General features: G+C 69.3%; 18 protein-coding genes and 1 pseudogene. 16 read left to right on the top strand and 3 right to left on the bottom strand.

Annotation, left to right across the window (positions count from 1 at the left end; genetic code table 11):
• Genes BWR60_RS07015 through BWR60_RS07005 form a run of 3 tightly spaced genes read left to right on the top strand, consistent with a single transcriptional unit; the run spans position 1 to position 2706 of the window.
• Positions 1–915 (top strand): carbohydrate ABC transporter permease, encoded by a 915-nt coding sequence (locus BWR60_RS07015; RefSeq protein WP_088150297.1) that lies wholly within the window; start codon positions 1–3, stop codon positions 913–915.
• The gene (locus BWR60_RS07010) at positions 912–1781 is read left to right on the top strand and encodes a carbohydrate ABC transporter permease (RefSeq protein WP_088150296.1); all 870 of its coding nucleotides are present in this window, start codon (positions 912–914) and stop codon (positions 1779–1781) included. The genes BWR60_RS07015 and BWR60_RS07010 overlap by 4 nt, the downstream gene beginning before the upstream one ends.
• A gap of 25 nt (positions 1782–1806) precedes the next feature.
• Entirely contained in the window at positions 1807–2706 is a 900-nt protein-coding gene (locus BWR60_RS07005) for a nucleoside hydrolase (RefSeq protein WP_088150295.1), read from the top strand.
• Positions 2707–2729: 23 nt separating this feature from the next.
• Here BWR60_RS07005 and BWR60_RS07000 read toward each other — a convergent pair whose 3' ends face one another.
• Positions 2730–2981 carry an AbrB/MazE/SpoVT family DNA-binding domain-containing protein gene (locus BWR60_RS07000; protein WP_088150294.1) on the bottom strand — a complete coding sequence of 84 codons (252 nt, stop codon included), beginning with the start codon at positions 2979–2981 and terminating at the stop codon, positions 2730–2732.
• A 148-nt stretch (positions 2982–3129) separates the two neighbouring features.
• Here BWR60_RS07000 and BWR60_RS06995 point away from each other — a divergent pair, with 148 nt between their 5' ends.
• The 13 genes from BWR60_RS06995 (at position 3130) to guaA (ending at position 14155) form a co-directional block, all read left to right on the top strand.
• Positions 3130–3705 carry a chromate transporter gene (locus BWR60_RS06995; RefSeq protein WP_088150293.1) on the top strand — a complete coding sequence of 192 codons (576 nt, stop codon included), beginning with the start codon at positions 3130–3132 and terminating at the stop codon, positions 3703–3705.
• Between the two features lie 4 nt (positions 3706–3709).
• On the top strand, positions 3710–4234 hold the full coding sequence (locus BWR60_RS06990; protein WP_088150292.1) for a chromate transporter: 525 nt from the start codon (positions 3710–3712) through the stop codon (positions 4232–4234).
• Between the two features lie 215 nt (positions 4235–4449).
• Entirely contained in the window at positions 4450–4866 is a 417-nt protein-coding gene (locus BWR60_RS06985; protein WP_088150291.1) for a DUF3592 domain-containing protein, read from the top strand.
• A 112-nt stretch (positions 4867–4978) separates the two neighbouring features.
• Complete coding sequence (locus tag BWR60_RS06980) at positions 4979–5518, top strand: queuosine precursor transporter (protein ID WP_343216377.1); 540 nt, start codon at positions 4979–4981, stop codon at positions 5516–5518.
• Positions 5519–5531: 13 nt separating this feature from the next.
• Positions 5532–6572, top strand: coding sequence for a tRNA preQ1(34) S-adenosylmethionine ribosyltransferase-isomerase QueA (gene queA / locus BWR60_RS06975; protein ID WP_088150289.1), 1041 nt, complete (start codon positions 5532–5534; stop codon positions 6570–6572).
• Positions 6565–7692: a tRNA guanosine(34) transglycosylase Tgt gene (gene tgt, locus BWR60_RS06970; RefSeq protein ID WP_088150288.1), complete on the top strand. Its 1128-nt coding sequence runs from the start codon at positions 6565–6567 to the stop codon at positions 7690–7692. The genes queA and tgt overlap by 8 nt, the downstream gene beginning before the upstream one ends.
• Before the next feature lie 9 nt (positions 7693–7701).
• Positions 7702–8172 carry a preQ(1) synthase gene (gene queF / locus BWR60_RS06965; RefSeq protein ID WP_088150287.1) on the top strand — a complete coding sequence of 157 codons (471 nt, stop codon included), beginning with the start codon at positions 7702–7704 and terminating at the stop codon, positions 8170–8172.
• Positions 8169–9299, top strand: a complete 1131-nt coding sequence (gene queG / locus BWR60_RS06960; protein ID WP_088150286.1) for a tRNA epoxyqueuosine(34) reductase QueG — start codon at positions 8169–8171, stop codon at positions 9297–9299. Before queF ends, queG begins: the two co-directional genes overlap by 4 nt.
• A gap of 333 nt (positions 9300–9632) precedes the next feature.
• A complete protein-coding gene (gene parS, locus BWR60_RS06955) occupies positions 9633–10130 on the top strand; it encodes a type II RES/Xre toxin-antitoxin system antitoxin (protein ID WP_230982976.1) in 498 nt (165 codons plus the stop codon).
• A gap of 155 nt (positions 10131–10285) precedes the next feature.
• Positions 10286–11647 (top strand): RsmB/NOP family class I SAM-dependent RNA methyltransferase, encoded by a 1362-nt coding sequence (locus tag BWR60_RS06950; protein ID WP_088150285.1) that lies wholly within the window; start codon positions 10286–10288, stop codon positions 11645–11647.
• Between the two features lies 1 nt (position 11648).
• The gene (locus tag BWR60_RS06945; protein WP_179221660.1) at positions 11649–12182 is read left to right on the top strand and encodes a GNAT family N-acetyltransferase; all 534 of its coding nucleotides are present in this window, start codon (positions 11649–11651) and stop codon (positions 12180–12182) included.
• Positions 12179–12454, top strand: coding sequence for a DUF1294 domain-containing protein (locus tag BWR60_RS06940; protein WP_088150283.1), 276 nt, complete (start codon positions 12179–12181; stop codon positions 12452–12454). Before BWR60_RS06945 ends, BWR60_RS06940 begins: the two co-directional genes overlap by 4 nt.
• Positions 12455–12580: 126 nt before the next feature.
• On the top strand, positions 12581–14155 hold the full coding sequence (guaA, locus tag BWR60_RS06935; RefSeq protein WP_088150282.1) for a glutamine-hydrolyzing GMP synthase: 1575 nt from the start codon (positions 12581–12583) through the stop codon (positions 14153–14155).
• Positions 14156–14328: 173 nt separating this feature from the next.
• On the opposite strand, the pseudogene BWR60_RS06930 reads toward guaA, so the two are convergent.
• Positions 14329–15123 (bottom strand): annotated as a pseudogene (locus BWR60_RS06930) (SDR family NAD(P)-dependent oxidoreductase).
• Positions 15124–15161: 38 nt separating this feature from the next.
• On the bottom strand, positions 15162–15653 hold the full coding sequence (locus BWR60_RS06925; protein ID WP_088150281.1) for an SRPBCC domain-containing protein: 492 nt from the start codon (positions 15651–15653) through the stop codon (positions 15162–15164).

The following is a 15653-nucleotide window of genomic DNA, read 5'->3' as shown; positions in this document are numbered from 1 at the left end:
ATGGCCGACACCAGCCTGGAGACGAGACGGCGGCTGCCGCGCAAGCTCAAGGACGAGGTGCTGGTGCCCTGGCTGTTCCTGGCCCCGGCGGCGCTGATCTTCGCCATCGTGCTGGTCTATCCGATGGCCTATTCCAGCTGGCTCAGCCTGTTCCGCTGGGACGGCGTGTCGCCGGACAGCCTCTGGGTCGGGCTCGGCAACTATGTCGAGCTGTTCACCCGCAACCGGGTGTTCTGGATCGCGCTCAAGAACAACGTGATCTGGAGCCTGCTGTCGCTGGTGGTGCCGACCGGCATCGGCCTGGCCCTGGCGCTGGCGCTCGAGGGCCGGTTCCGCGGCAGCGCCTTCTTCCGCAGCGTCTTCTACTTCCCGGCGATCCTGTCGATGAGCATCGTCGGGCTGATCTGGAGCTGGATGTATCACCCCAGCCTCGGCCTGGTGAACCAGATGCTGGAGGTGTTCGGCCTGTCCGGCCTGGAGCGCAACTGGCTGTCCGACCCGAAGATCTCGCTTTACTCCGTCTTCGTCGCCGCCGCCTGGCACAATGCCGGCCTGCCGATGCTGCTGTTCCTGGCCGGGCTGCAGACCATCTCCAAGGAGGTGCTGGACGCCGCCCGCATCGACGGCGCCGGCCGGTTCCAGCGCTTCTGGCACGTGACCTTCCCACTGCTGCGCGAGACCACCATGGTCGTGGTCGCGATCACCGCGATCAACTCGCTGAAGGTCTACGACATCATCTACGTCATGACCTATGGCGGCCCGGCCAACCGCACCCAGGTGCTGGGCAGCTGGATGTATTTCCTGACCTACAACCACAACGATGTCGGGCTCGGCACCGCCATCGCCGTGATCCTGTTCCTGCTGACCCTGGTCTTCGCCGTCCCCTACACCCGCCACATGGTGCGCAGCCGATGACCGACGCCGCGGTTTCCCTCGCCGGCGCGGCGGCCCGCGCCCGCCCGTTCCGCCTGCGCTTCGGGTCGCTCGGCTTCTACGCTGCGCTCGCCATCGGCGGCATGGTCTGGACCGCGCCTCTGATCATCCTGGTGTTCACCGCGCTGAAGAGCGCCGGGGATTTTGCCCAGAACGGCGCCTTTGCCCTGCCGCAGTCGCTGGAGTTCGGCAATTTCGCCAAGGCCTGGGCGATCGGCATCCAGACCTATTTCTGGAATTCGCTGGTGCTGACCGTGCTCAAGGTGCCGGCCGGCGTCTTCATCTGCTCGCTCGCCGCCTTCGCCCTGACCAAGATGAAGATGCGCGGCGGCGGCTTGGTCTTCACCATCTTCCTGCTCGGCATGATCGTGCCGATGCAGATGACGCTGGTGCCGCTGACCCTGCTGTACCAGCGGCTCGACCTGATCGACAGCCTGCCGGGGCTGTTCTTCCTCTATCTCGGCTTCGGCCTGCCGCTCGGCATCCTGGTGCTGCGCGGCTTCTTCCGCTCGATCCCGGCCGAGATGATCGAGGCGGCGCGGATCGATGGCTGCTCCTGGTGGGGCGTGTACCGGCGGGTGGTGATGCCGCTGGCCACCCCGGCCGTGGTCTCGCTGCTGATCCTCGACGGCATCGCCACCTGGAACGAGTTCATCCTGGCCCAGATCTTCATCCGCACCGAGGCGCAGCGCACCCTGCCGCTCGGGGTGGTGCAGTTCAGCACCGAGTTCTCGACCGCCTACGACCTGCTCGCGGCCGGCCAGCTGATCACCATCGCGCCTCTGCTCCTGCTCTACCTGTTCTTCCAGCGCTACTTCGTCCACGGCATGGCCGGGGCGGTGAAATGAGCGCGCCAGCGAAAGGGAAACGACCGTGCTGCCCCCGGAGAAGAAAGCCCGCCTCATCCTCAACACCGACGCCAAGAACGAGGCGGACGACCAGTACACCATCGTCCATGCGCTGCTGACGCCGAGCCTCGACCTGCACGGCATCAGCCCGGCGCATTTCGGCGCGGTGAAGTCGAAGACCAGCCTCAAGGACAGCCATGACGAGGTGGTCAAGCTGCTGCAGCTGATGGACCTCTCCGGCCGGGTCCGGGTGGCCGACGGCGCCGAGGGGCCGCTGCCGGACGAGCGGACGCCGGTGCCCTCCGCCGGCGCCCATCTCATCGTCGAGGAGGCGATGAAGGACGATCCGCGTCCGCTCTATGTCGCCTTCCTCGGGCCGCTCACCGACATGGCTTCGGCGCTGCTCATGGAGCCGCGGCTGAATGAGCGCAATGTCGTCGTTGTCTGGATCGGCGGCGGGCCGTGGCCGACCGGCGGCCGGGAATACAACCTGTCCAACGACATTGCCGCCGCCAATGTGGTGATGCGGTCGAAGGTCCAGCTGTGGCAGATCCCGATGACCGTCTACCGGATGATGGCGGTGGGCTATGCCGAGCTGTACGAGCGGGTCTACGACAAGGGCCCGATCGGCAAGTACCTGGTCGACCAGCTGGTGGAGTGGAACCTGAGGGCCCATCCCGGCCCGATCGAGCATCGCTCGCTCGGCGACACGCCTGCCCTGTCGGTGATCCTCAACCCGAATGGCGGCGTCTCGGAATGGGTGCCGGCGCCGGAGTTCAGCCCGCAGATGCACTACATCCATACCGGCCAGCACCGGCCGATCAAGCTGTACCATTCGATCGACACGCGCTGGATCCTCGAGGACTTCTTCGCCAAGCTCGCCCGCTTCACCCGCGGCGAGCAGGAGTTCGCGACCTTCGGCTGACGGGGAGGGACCGGTCTCGCCGTCTACCAAGCTTCCTTGCCGACAGGCCGGCCGAAGTCGACTAAATCGGGCCGGTTCTCGTCGGTGACACCGGCCAGGAGGGTATCGAGATCGGCAGAGCCGATGCCGTCGCGTAGGAACGGTTCGATGACGATGCGGCCGCCCTCATGGCAAACATCCACGGGCTGGCCGATTGAGAGCCTCGCGCTCTTCATGATCGCAACAGGGATGCGCACGGCGGCGCCGTTGCCCCATTTCCCGATGGTCGTTCGCATCCTGCGTTTATACGACAGGAGATCCCGCTTGTGACCGGCAATATCGGCCAGTTGCGTTGTCGCGCCATGGCAGACGCGATGTCCGGTCTCTTGTTGCCGCGCCGCGCCTGGGCTTGAGTGGAGGCGTCGCGGAGAATCGGGGGCCGGCATGGCTGAGACCGCAGCGGAGGCGGTGGCGCCAGTCGGGCCGCCGGGCCTGGGGCAGATCTTCCTGGCCTTCACCAAGATCGGGCTGACCAGCTTCGGCGGCGGCCTGAGCGGCTGGATGCTGCGCGAGTTCGTGCAGAACCGGCGCTGGGTGTCCGAGGCCGATTTCCTCAACGGCCTGGCTTTGGCCCAGGCATTCCCGGGCGTGAACGTGGTCAATCTCTCGCTCTGGATCGGCTTTCGCCTTCGCGGCGGGCCGGGGGCGCTTGCCGGCGTGCTGGGCATGATCGTGCCGGCCATGCTGGTCGCCATCGCCGCCGCCGCGGCCTTCGCCGAGGTGGCGCAGTATCGCTCCGTGCACCTGGCGCTGGCCGGGGCGGCGGCCGCGGCGGTCGGGCTGTCGCTGCAGATGGGCGTCCGCGCCGCGCGCCGGGCCGCCCGCTCCGCCGTACCGGTGGCGATCATCATCGTCACCTTCGTGGCGATCGGCCCGCTGCGCCTGCCGCTGCTGCCGGTGATGGCGGTGCTCGCGCCGCTCGGCATCGCCTATGCCGCCTGGCGGCCGCGGAGGGATTGAGGCGATGGACAATGTGCTGGTGCGGCTGCTGATCGTCTTCGTGCCGCTGTCCTTCCTCAGCGTCGGCGGCGGCCAGAGCATCGTCGCCGACATCCACCGCCAGTCGGTCGGCGTCTATGGCTGGATGACCGACGCCCGCTTCCTCGACCTGTTCGGCCTGTCGCGGATGACGCCGGGACCCGGGTCCCTGCTGGTGACGCTGGTCGGCTGGCAGGCCGCGGGCTGGGCCGGGGCGCTGGTGGCGACGGCGGCGATCTTCGCCCCGTCCTCGCTGCTGGTCTACGGCCTGGCCCGGCTCTGGGCCCGGTACCGCGGCGCGCCGTGGCAGCGCGCGGTCGAGACCGGCCTCGCGCCGGTCGCCGCCGGCATGGTGCTGGCCGCCTCCTTCAGCCTGCTGCAGGCGGCGGAGGGCGGGGTGCTGGCCTGGGCCATCGCCGCGATCTCCTGCCTGGCGCTGCTGTTCACCCGGGTCAGCCCGTTCCTGCTGCTGGGTGCCGGCGCCGTGCTGTTCCTGCTGGTCCAGCCGTGAGAGACCGCTTGGAAAGGCGCTGGCGCGGCCGCCTGACGGCGGTTTCTGCGCTTCCGGTGCTCACGGACCCAAACGTCCGCTGCGCGCCGGTTCTCGAAACCACCGCCATTCGACTCACGCCAGCGCCTTTCCAAACGGTCTCTGACCGGCGACATCCCGGAGATTGCCACAATACCGGAATATGCCTGATCCCAACGAAACGAGGGGAGGCGGCGATGGCACGGGTCACCGGCGTCCGGGCTTTGCCCATCCTGGGATTGGTCTTCTTCTGCCTCGGCCTCGCCGGCCTGATCGCGGCCGGCGCGCTCGCCTGGCGCGAGATGGACAGCAGCCGCACGGCCACGGCCGACGGCGTCATCGTCGACTTCAACAACGGCCCGGTGGTCGAGTTCACCACGGCGCAGGGCACGGTGGCGCAGTTCCGCAGCCCGGTGCGCAGCACCACCTTCGTCCGCGGCCAGCACCTGCCGGTGGCCTATGATCCGGCCGATCCCAGCGATGCGGCGGTCGACGGCTTCGCCGGGCGCTGGTTCCTGCCCAGCCTGTTCGGCCTCATCTTCGGTGTGTTCCTGGTGATCGGCCTCGCGCTCTCGCTGCTCGGGCGGGTCCTGCGGCCCCGCCAGCCGGCATGACCGTTCCGCAGACCAGGATGGTGGCCAAGCCGGCCGAGTTGCGCTAAAAGCCCCACCGGACCCGGGCGCCAGATGGCTGCGCCGCGGGCGTTTTGCATTGGAAGAGCCTGTCTTGCGCACCGAAACCCGCGGCATGGGCCTGGCGCTGATCGCGATGATCGCCGTCGTGCTGGCCTCGAACTACCTGGTCCAGTTCCCGATCAACGACTGGCTGACCTGGGGTGCCTTCACCTATCCGGTCACCTTCCTGGTCACCGACCTGACCAACCGCTTCTTCGGTCCGCATCGTGCCCGCCAGGTCGCCTATACCGGCTTCGCCCTGGCCGTGGTGCTGTCGCTGTGGCTGGCCGACTGGCGCATCGCCGTCGCCTCCGGCACCGCCTTCCTGGTCGGGCAGCTGCTCGACATCCACATCTTCGACCGGCTGCGCCGCGCCGCCTGGTGGCGCGCGCCCTTCATCGGCTCGGCCCTCGGCTCGGTGGTCGACACCGCGATCTTCTTCACCATCGCCTTCGCCGGCACCGGCCTGCCGATCCTGACCCTGATGGCCGGCGACCTGTCGGTGAAGCTGGCCTGCGCCCTGCTGTTCCTGGCGCCGTTCCGGGCGCTGATGAACCTGCTCATGCCGATGCCGGCGCTGCAGAACGGCTGACCCCGGTTCCGCCATGCGTGTCGACGAGTTCGATTTCGACCTGCCGCGGCAGTTGATCGCCGACCGGCCGGCCGAGCCGCGCGAGGCCGCCCGGCTGCTGGAGGTCGCGGCCGACGGCTTGGTCGACCGGCACATCGCCGATCTGCCGGGGCGCCTCAGGTCCGGCGACCTGCTGGTGGTCAACGACACCCGCGTCATCCCGGCCCGGCTGCACGGCAAGCGCGGCCTGGCGGGCATTGAGATCATGCTGCACCAGCCGGCCGAGGCCGGGCGCTGGCGCGCCTTCGCCCGCCCGGCCAAGAAGCTGAAGCCGGGCGACGTGGTCCGCTTCGCCGACGACTTCGCCGCCACCATCGTCGCCAAGGGCGAGGCCGGCGAGGTCGAGGTCGCCTTCGACGATCCCGCCGGCCTGGCCGCCCAGTTGCAGCGCCATGGCGAGATCCCGCTGCCGCCCTATATCGACCGGCCGGACGGGCCGGACGAGCGCGACCGCACCGACTACCAGACCGTCTTCGCCAAATATGACGGCGCCGTCGCCGCCCCGACCGCCGGGCTGCACTTCACCCCGCCGCTGCTCGATGCGCTGGCGGCGCGGGGCATCGACACGGTGCGCCTGACCCTGCATGTCGGCGCCGGCACCTTCCTGCCGGTGAAGAGCGACACGGTCGAAGGTCATGTCATGCATGCCGAGCGCGGCGTGCTGACCGCCGAGGTGGCCGACCGGATCAACGCCGTGCGCGCCGCCGGCGGCCGCATCGTCTCGGTCGGCACCACCAGCCTGCGCCTGCTGGAAAGCGCGGCGGCTGAGGACGGCACCATGCGGCCCTTCGACGGGTCGACCGCGATCTTCATCACCCCGGGCTATCGTTTCCGCGCCGTCGACCTGCTGGTGACGAATTTCCATCTGCCGCGCTCGACCCTGTTCATGCTGGTCTGCGCCTTCGCCGGGACGGAGCGCATGAAGCAGGCCTATTCCCATGCCATTTCCGCGGGCTACCGTTTCTACTCCTATGGCGACGCCTGCCTGCTGCACCGGTCGGACAAAGATGACTGAGTTCCGCTTCGAACCCCTGGCGCGCGACGGCGCCGCCCGCACCGGCCGCCTGCACACCGCCCATGGCGTGGTCCAGACCCCGACCTTCATGCCGGTCGGCACCGCCGCCACGGTGAAGGCGATGCGGCCGGAGGAGGTGGCGGCCACCGGCGCGCAGATCGTGCTGGGCAACACCTACCACCTGATGCTGCGCCCGGGGGCGGAGCGGGTGGCCCGGCTGGGCGGCCTGCACCGCTTCATGAACTGGCCCGGCCCGATCCTGACCGATTCTGGCGGCTTCCAGGTGATGTCGCTGTCGCAGCTGCGGCGCATGGACAAGGACGGCGTGACCTTCCGCTCGCATCTCGACGGCAGCGAGCACCGTCTGTCCCCGGCGCGGTCGACCGAGATCCAGCATCTGCTCGACGCCACCATCACCATGGCCTTCGACGAGTGCACGCCCTTCCCGGCGGAGCCGGAGGTGGCGGCCAGCTCGATGCGCCTGTCGATGGGCTGGGCCCAGCGCTCGCGCGACGCCTTCGTCGCCCGGCCCGGCTATGGCCAGTTCGGCATTGTCCAGGGCAGCGTGTATCCCGAGCTGCGGCTGGAATCCGCCGCGGCGCTGACCGCGATCGGCTTCGAGGGCTATGCCATCGGCGGCCTGGCGGTGGGCGAGGGGCAGGAGCGGATGTTCGCCGCCCTCGACGTCACCGTGCCGGCGCTGCCGGACGACCGGCCGCGCTACCTGATGGGCGTGGGCAAGCCGTCGGACCTGGTCGGCTCGGTCCGCCGCGGCGTCGACATGTTCGACTGCGTGCTGCCGACCCGCTCCGGCCGCACCGGCCAGGCCTTCACCCGGCGCGGCACGGTCAACCTGCGCAACGCCCGGCACCAGGACGACCAGCGGCCGCTGGACGAGGAGTGCCGCTGCCCCGCCTGCCGCAGCTACAGCCGCGCCTATCTGCACCATCTGGTGCGCAGCGAGGAGGTGCTGGGGCTGATGCTGCTGACCCAGCACAATCTGACCTATTATCAGGACCTGATGGCCGGGCTGCGCGGCGCCATCACCGCCGGCACGCTCGACGCCTTCGCCGCCGATTTCGAGGCGGAGCAGGCGCTGGGCGACATCTCGGCCCTCTGAGGAAACACCATGGCCCGCAAGGCAAAAGGCACGGAAGCGCTCACCCAGCTCGGCCAGGCCACGGCGCTGCCGGCATCGCCCGAGGCGGCGGTGCTGGAGACGGTGCCGAATCCGCGGCCGAAGCAGCTCTACCTGGTGCGCTTCACCGCGCCGGAATTCACCTCGCTGTGCCCGATCACCGGCCAGCCCGACTTCGCCCATCTGGTGATCGACTACGCCCCGGCGGCGAAGATCGTCGAGAGCAAGTCGCTGAAGCTGTTCCTCGGCTCGTTCCGCAACCACGGCGCCTTCCACGAGGACTGCACCGTCTATGTGGCGGAGCGGCTGATCAAGGCGATGAAGCCGCGCTGGCTGCGCATCGGCGGCTACTGGTACCCGCGCGGCGGCATCCCGATCGACGTGTTCTACCAGAGCGGGCCGGCGCCCGACGGTCTGTGGCTGCCGGACCAGGGCGTGCCGCCCTATCGCGGACGGGGATGAGCGGCGCGGCCGAGATAAAAGACCGTATCCGGGCCGAGGCCTTCGCCCTCGGCTTCGACAGCGCCGGCTTCGCCGCCGCCACGCCCGACCCCAGGCTGCGCGAGCGGCTGGAGCTGTTCCTCGGCGAGGGCCAGCATGGCGACATGGGCTGGCTGGAGGCGAATGCCGACCGCCGTGCCGACCCGCAGATTCTGTGGCCCGACGCCCTGACCGTGCTGTCGCTCGGCCTCAACTACGGCCCGGCCGAGGATCCGCTGCCGCTGCTCGACCAGCGGGAGAGGGGGGTGATCTCGGTCTACGCCCAGGGCCGCGACTATCACGACGTGGTCAAGAAGAAGCTGAAGGCGCTGGGCGGCTGGATCCACCGCAGCTTCAAGACCGAGCTGAAGGTCTTCGTCGACACCGCGCCGGTGATGGAGAAGCCGCTGGCGATGCGGGCCGGGATCGGCTGGCAGGGCAAGCATACCAACCTCGTGTCGCGCGACTGGGGCTCCTGGCTGTTCCTCGGCGAGATCTACCTGGCGATCGCCCTGCCGCCGGACGAGCCGGAGCGCGACCGCTGCGGCTCCTGCCGTTCCTGCCTCGACATCTGCCCGACCGCGGCCTTCCCGGCGCCCTACCGGCTCGACGCGCGGCGCTGCATCTCCTATCTGACGATCGAGCACAAGGGCCCGATCCCGCGCGAGATGCGGCCCTTGATCGGCAACCGCATCTATGGCTGCGACGACTGCCTGGCGGTGTGCCCCTGGAACAAGTTCGCCGCCGTGGGGCGTGAGGCGGCGTTGGCACCGTGGCCGGAGTTGAACGGCCCGGCTCTGGCGTCGCTTCTCGGCTTCGACGATGCCGGCTTCCGCGCCGCCTTCTCCGGCTCGCCGATCAAGCGCATCGGCCGCGACCGCTTCCTGCGCAACGTGCTGGTCGCCCTCGGCAACAGCGCCGACCCGGCGCTGGCGCGGGATGTCGAGCCGCTGCTGGACGACGCTTCGCCTTTGGTCCGCGGCGCTGCGGTCTGGGCCCTGGCCCGGCTGCTAGGCCCGGGCGGGCTGGGCCGCCTAGCCTCGGCGAGGGCCGACGATCCGGAGGCGGAGGTCCGCGAGGAATGGCAGGCCGGGCTGCAGGCCGCCTGACGCAGAGGGCTCGGCCGGGCAGCGCATCCGGCAGCAGGGCTCAATCCGATTGCCCCTCTCGCTGGCGAGACCTTTTCACAACGCCCATTCCTGATCGTCATTGCGAGGAGGCGAAGCCGACGAAGCAATCCATGCCGCTGCTCGTGCGGCCCGATGGATTGCTTCGCTGCGCTCGCAATGACGGCGTTGGTTATTTTGAAAGGATCTCGTCAGGCGAGAGAGGCGCGAGGCCGTCAATACGCGCTGTATTCAAGCCACTGCCGTGGCGGTTTCGGTGCGCCTTCTTGAACACCGTCGCGACGAGTGTCACATTTTCCACGACAATTGGCGACGATGACCATGTCCGACGTTCTCTCTCGCAATCCTAATGCCCGGCGCCGGCCGGCGCACGATCCGTCACGGGTCGCGTCCGTGCTGGGCGGCGCCGAGGTGTTCCGGCACCCTCCCGACAGCCCGCTTGAGGCACATGACATGCTGGAACGCGGCATGCCGGCCGAGGCCCTGACCTATCTGATCAGAAGCTTCTCCTCCCTGGAGATCAGCGGGCCGCTGGAACGGGCGCTCGGGATGAGCCTCCGCACCCTGCAGCGCAAGGCTGCCGGGTCGCAGAAGCCGCTCAATCCCGAGCAGAGCGGCAGGATCTGGAAGTTCGCCGAGATCCTGGCGAGGACGACCGACGTCTTCGGCTCACAGGAGGCCGCCGAGAGGTGGATGGAGACGCCGGCGATCGGCCTCGATCAACGCCGCCCGATCGACCTGCTGTCGACACCAGCCGGGGTCGGGCTGGTCGTGGACCACCTGATCCGTCTCGATTACGGCGTCTACGCATGACGCCGACGCACGCCGTGGCCTGTTGGGTTCGCTGACCGCGAACCCCACGAGGTTGATACGGGCAAACGCATAGCTCGCCCGCACTTCCCGCCAAAGGCTGGCGCACGATGGCCGAAGCGCGGTAGAAGGCGCGTTTTCCTGCTACGCTCCGGACCATGACCCCCTCCGCCCGCATCCAGGCCACGATCGACATTCTCGAGCGCCTCGGCATCGAGAACCGCCCCGCCGACGCCCTGGTCTCGGCCTATTTCCGCACCCGCCGCTTCATCGGCTCGAAGGACCGCAGCGAGATCGCCGCCCGCGTCTACGCCGTGCTGCGCCATCACGCCCGCCTCGGCTGGTGGCTGGCCAAGGTCGAGGCCGAGGACACGCCGCGCAACCGGGTGATCGCCGAGCTGACTTTGGCCGAGGGCGTCGCGATCAAGGACATGGGCCGGCTGTTCTCCGGCGAGACCTACGCGCCGATCCCGCTGGACGGGCCGGAGGACAGGCTGGTCAAGGCCACCGCCGGCCAGCCGCTCGACCATCCCGACATGCCGAAGCCGGTGCGCAGCGAGATCCCGGACTGGGCCGCCGCCTCGCTGGAGCAGAATTTCGGCGACCGCTACGAGGCCGAGGTCGCGGCGCTGCTGGACCAGGCGCCGCTGGACCTGCGGGTGAACGAGCTGCGCGGCACCCGCGACGAGGTGGTGCACACCCTGGCCGCCGGCAAGCTCGACGTCGTGGCGACGCCGCTGTCGCCGCTCGGCATCCGAGTCAAGGGCCGGCCGCAGCTCGGCCGCCACCCCGCCTTCCAGTCCGGCCTGATCGAGGTGCAGGACGAGGGCTCGCAGCTGATCGCGCTGCTGGTCGACGCCCGGCCGGGCCAGCAGGTGGTCGATTTCTGCTCCGGCGCCGGCGGCAAGGCGTTGGCCATCGCGGCGCGGATGAAGGGCAAGGGCCGGGTCGTCGCCTGCGACGTGTCCAAGGGCCGGCTCGACCGTGGCAAGGAGCGGCTGCGCCGCGCCGGCATCGACAATGTCGAGCCGCGCCTCTTGGAGAATGAGCGTGACCGCTGGGTGAAGAAGCAGCGCGGCAAGTTCGACCGGGTGCTGATCGACGCGCCCTGCAGCGGCACCGGCGCCTGGCGCCGCAACCCCGACGCCCGCTGGCGGCCGATGGATTTGGAGCGCCTGCTCGGCGTCCAGCGCGAGATCCTGGACAGTGCCGCCCGCCTGGCCAAGCCCGCTGGCGGCCGCGTGATCTACGCCACCTGCTCGCTGCTGCGCGAGGAGAACGAGGCCCAGGTCGAGGGCTTCCTGGCCAGCCATCCCGACTACCGGCTGGTGCCGGTGGAGACGGTGTGGGACGAGGCGGTGGGCAGCGGCGAGGCGCCGACCAGCGGCATGCTGCGCCTGTCGCCCGCCGCCAACGGCACCGACGGCTTCTTCGTCGCGGTGCTGGAGCGCGGGCCGAAGGCCGAGGCTGCCGGCGAGCCCGCCGATGCCGGCGAGGAGCCGGCGGGCGACGAGGGCTGACATGATCCGCCGCGCGATCCTGGCCGACGCGCCGGCGATCGCGCGGATCCATGTCCAGGCCTGGCAGGAGACCTATCGCGGCCTGGTGCCGGACGAGTATCTCGACCGCATGACCGTGACCCAGCGCGAGCGTGGCCATGAGCGCTCGCTGGCCTATGAGGACGGCACCGCCACCTTCCTGGCGTTGGCCCCGACCCCGGCCGGCGGGGCGGTGCCGGTCGGCTTCGCCCTGTGCGGCCGGGCCCGCGGCGCGCCCGGCTACGGCTGGGGCGAGATCTATGCCCTCTATCTGCTCGACCGGGCGAAGGGGAAGGGGCACGGGCGGGCGCTGATGGCCGCGTCCTCCGCCTGGTTCGCCGAGCGCGGCATGACCCCCTTCATGCTGTGGGCCCTCACGGCCAATTTCCGCGCCACCGGCTTCTACCGCCATCTCGGCGGCGAGGCCTATGCCGACCGGCTGGAGCAGTTCGGCGGCGCCGTGCTGGCCGAGAGCGCCTTCCGCTTCGACCGCCCGATCGCCGCCGCGGCCGCATGAGAACCGTCCTGGCGCTGTACCTCGTCGCCGCCAGCCTGGCCGCCTTCGCCCTGTTCGCCTGGGACAAGGGATGCGCCGTCGCCGGCCGCCGCCGGGTCCCGGAACGCACGCTGCTGGCCGTGGCCGCGATCGGCGGCACACCCGGCGCCATCGCCGCGCAGCGGCTGCTGCGCCACAAGACGGTGAAGGAGCCGTTCCGCACCCGGCTGCTGTGGATCGCCGGGGCGCAGCTGGTCCTGGTCGCGATCCTCGCCGCGCTGGCGCTGGCCTGACTGCCTGCGTCGTCACCGAACCGTCATCCGCGCATGGATGTTGCGCGCCCGGCGCGGGCGGCATCGCTTGTCCTGCGGGCGGGGGGAGGGTAAAGCTCCGTCCCACCGCCCGACCCCGGAGTTGCCATGCCCGCCCCGACCGCCCAGCCGTCGCCGGACCGCATCCTCATTCTCGATTTCGGCAGCCAGGTCACCCAGCTGATCGCCCGCCGGGTCCGCGAATCCGGCGTCTATTGCGAGATCTGGCCGTTCAACCATGCCGGCGACGACCGCATCCGGGCCTTCGACCCGCGCGGCGTCATCCTCTCCGGCAGCCCGGCCTCGGTCACCGAGGACGGCTCGCCGCGCGCGCCGCAGCTGGTGTTCGAGCTGGGCGTGCCGGTGCTGGGCATCTGCTACGGCCAGCAGACCATGTGCGAGCAGCTGGGCGGCGCGGTCGAGGCCGGCCACCATCGCGAGTTCGGCCGCGCCTGGCTGGATATCCGCGAGAACTGTACCCTGTTCGACGGCGCCTGGGCGGTCGGCGCGCGCGAGCAGGTGTGGATGAGCCATGGCGACCGCGTCACCCGCCTGCCGGACGGCTTCCGCATCGTCGCCACCAGCGAGAATGCGCCCTATGCCGCAATCGCCGACGATGCCCGCCGCTATTACGGCGTGCAGTTCCACCCCGAGGTGGTGCACACCCCGCATGGCGCGCAGCTGCTGCGCAACTTCACCCACCATGTCTGCGGCTGCGAAGGCAGCTGGACCATGGCCGCCTTCCGCGATGCGGAGATCGCCAAGATCCGCGCCCAGGTCGGCACCGGCAAGGTGATCTGCGGCCTGTCCGGCGGCGTCGACAGCGCCGTGGCCGCCGTGCTGATCCATGAGGCGATCGGCGACCAGCTGACCTGCATCTTCGTCGACACAGGGCTGATGCGCTCGGGCGAGGCGGAGCAGGTGGTGTCGCTGTTCCGCGGCCATTACAACATCCCGCTGGTGCATGTCGACGCGTCGGAGCTGTTCCTCGGCCGGCTCGAGGGCGTCAGCGACCCGGAGCAGAAGCGCAAGATCATCGGCGCCGCCTTCGTCGAGGTGTTCGACGCCGAGGCCGAGAAGATCGACGGCGCCCGCTTCCTGGCCCAGGGCACCCTCTACCCCGACGTGATCGAGAGCGTGTCCTTCACCGGCGGCCCGTCGGTGACGATCAAGAGCCACCACAATGTCGGCGGCCTGCCGGAGCGGATGAAGCTGGCCCTGGTCGAGCCGCTGCGCGAGCTGTTCAAGGACGAGGTCCGGGCGCTGGGCCGCGAGCTCGGCCTGCCGGAAAGCTTCGTCGGCCGCCACCCGTTCCCGGGGCCGGGCCTGGGCATCCGCATCCCGGGCGCGATCAGCCGCGACATGCTGGAGATCCTGCGCAAGGCCGACGTGATCTATCTCGAGGAGATCCGCCGCGCCGGCCTGTACGACGCGATCTGGCAGGCCTTCGCGGTGCTGCTGCCGGTGCGCACGGTGGGGGTGATGGGCGACGGCCGCACCTACGACTATGTCTGCGCGCTCAGGGCCGTGACCTCGACCGACGGCATGACCGCCGACTACTACCCCTTCGACCACGAGTTCCTGGGCCGGGTCTCGACCCGTATCGTCAACGAGGTGCGAGGCATCAACCGCGTCGTCTACGACATCACCTCGAAGCCGCCGGGGACGATCGAGTGGGAGTGAGGGGGAGCGTAGTTCCGGATAACCCAGGATACTGCGTCGTAGTTTCGGCGGATCCAACGTAAGCAATAGATACCGATGAATGTCCGCAGGCGGGACTTGCGGGTCGGACAGCTTTGAGAGCAGGAACGTGAATAGCTGCCGCTCTGCTTGCATGAGCTTGCGAGGGGCCTCCGCTACGCGAAATAGCGGACCACGCCACCATCGACGCGCAGGGCAGCGCCGGTGGTGGCCGATGCCTGGTCCGAGCACACATAGACGATCATGTTGGCGACTTCGTCGGTCGTGGTGAACCGTTGGATCAGCGTTGTGGGCCGGGCCGACTTCAGGAACGCCTGCTCCGCCTCTTCCTGCGAAATGCCTCTTTCTTTCGCCTGTGAGGCCATCCAGTTGCCGAGGATCTCCGATCACGTCGGACCGGGCAGAACGGCGTTGACGGTGACGCCCGTGCCGGCCACGGATTCGGCGAGCCCCCGCGAAAGCGCCAGCTGGGCGGTCTTGGTGGTGCCGTAGTCGATCATCTCCTTCGGTATGTTCAGGCCGGACTCGCTGCTGACGAAAACCACGCGGCCCCAGCCGCGGGTTACCATCTTGGGAAGGTAATTCCGCGTCATGCGGACGCCGCTCATGAAGTTGATCTGGAAGATTTGCTCCCAATCCTCGTCGGTGGTGTCGCCGAATTCCCTCAGCACCGCCGTGCCGAGATTGTTGACGACAATGTCCGCGTCCGCGGCCTGAGCGAAGAACTCTTCCGCACCGTTCGCGGTCGAGAGATCGGCGGCGATCCCCGAGATATCCACGTCAGGGAAGTCCGATCGCATCGCCCGCACAGCCTCTTGGACCCGCTCCGTGCCGCGGCCGCTGACGATGACGGAGGCGCCGGCGCGCGCGAGCCCTTCGACGGTGGCGCGGCCGATTCCGGCGGTCGAGCCGGTCACGATAGCCCTGCGGCCCTTGAGATCGATGATCATACGCTGTCTCCTGTTCTCATGGTCGCGAGCTGCGCGCCCTAGGCGGAGGCCCTGCGTGCGGCACGGGCTAGGTCCTCGACCCACTGCTGGTGGTATCGGTAGAGCGCGCCAGGGTGCTGGCGGCCGATCATCTCGAGGAACCAGGGCCCCTGCTGCGTCTCTTCCGTCAGAACGTGGCAGCCACCCTCCGTCGGGGTGATGACCCAGCCGTGGTAAGCGCTGGACCCGCTGTCGTCGCCATCCACGGTGGTGGACCATGCAAGCCTGCGGAGCGGCTCGCACTCCGTCACCACCAGGCTCATGGGAAAGCCGACCGTGACGCGGTGGTATCGCGTTCCGAGCGCCAGCTCAGGCCCGCCCGACAGGATCTTCACCTGATCCTCGGGGGGGAAATAGCTCGACCAGTTCTCGGCGTCGACCAGCAGCTTCCAGACCACTTCCGGCGGCGCTTTCACGTCGATGTCGTTGAGCGCATAGATGGCCGATATCTTTGGATCGTAGCGCTCCGGCCAGATGACCTTGTCGTACAT

Origin of the sequence: Inquilinus limosus, assembly GCF_002195995.1 — a bacterium.
Lineage (GTDB): Bacteria > Pseudomonadota > Alphaproteobacteria > DSM-16000 > Inquilinaceae > Inquilinus > Inquilinus limosus_C.
This window is presented reverse-complemented; position numbering and strand designations above follow the sequence as displayed.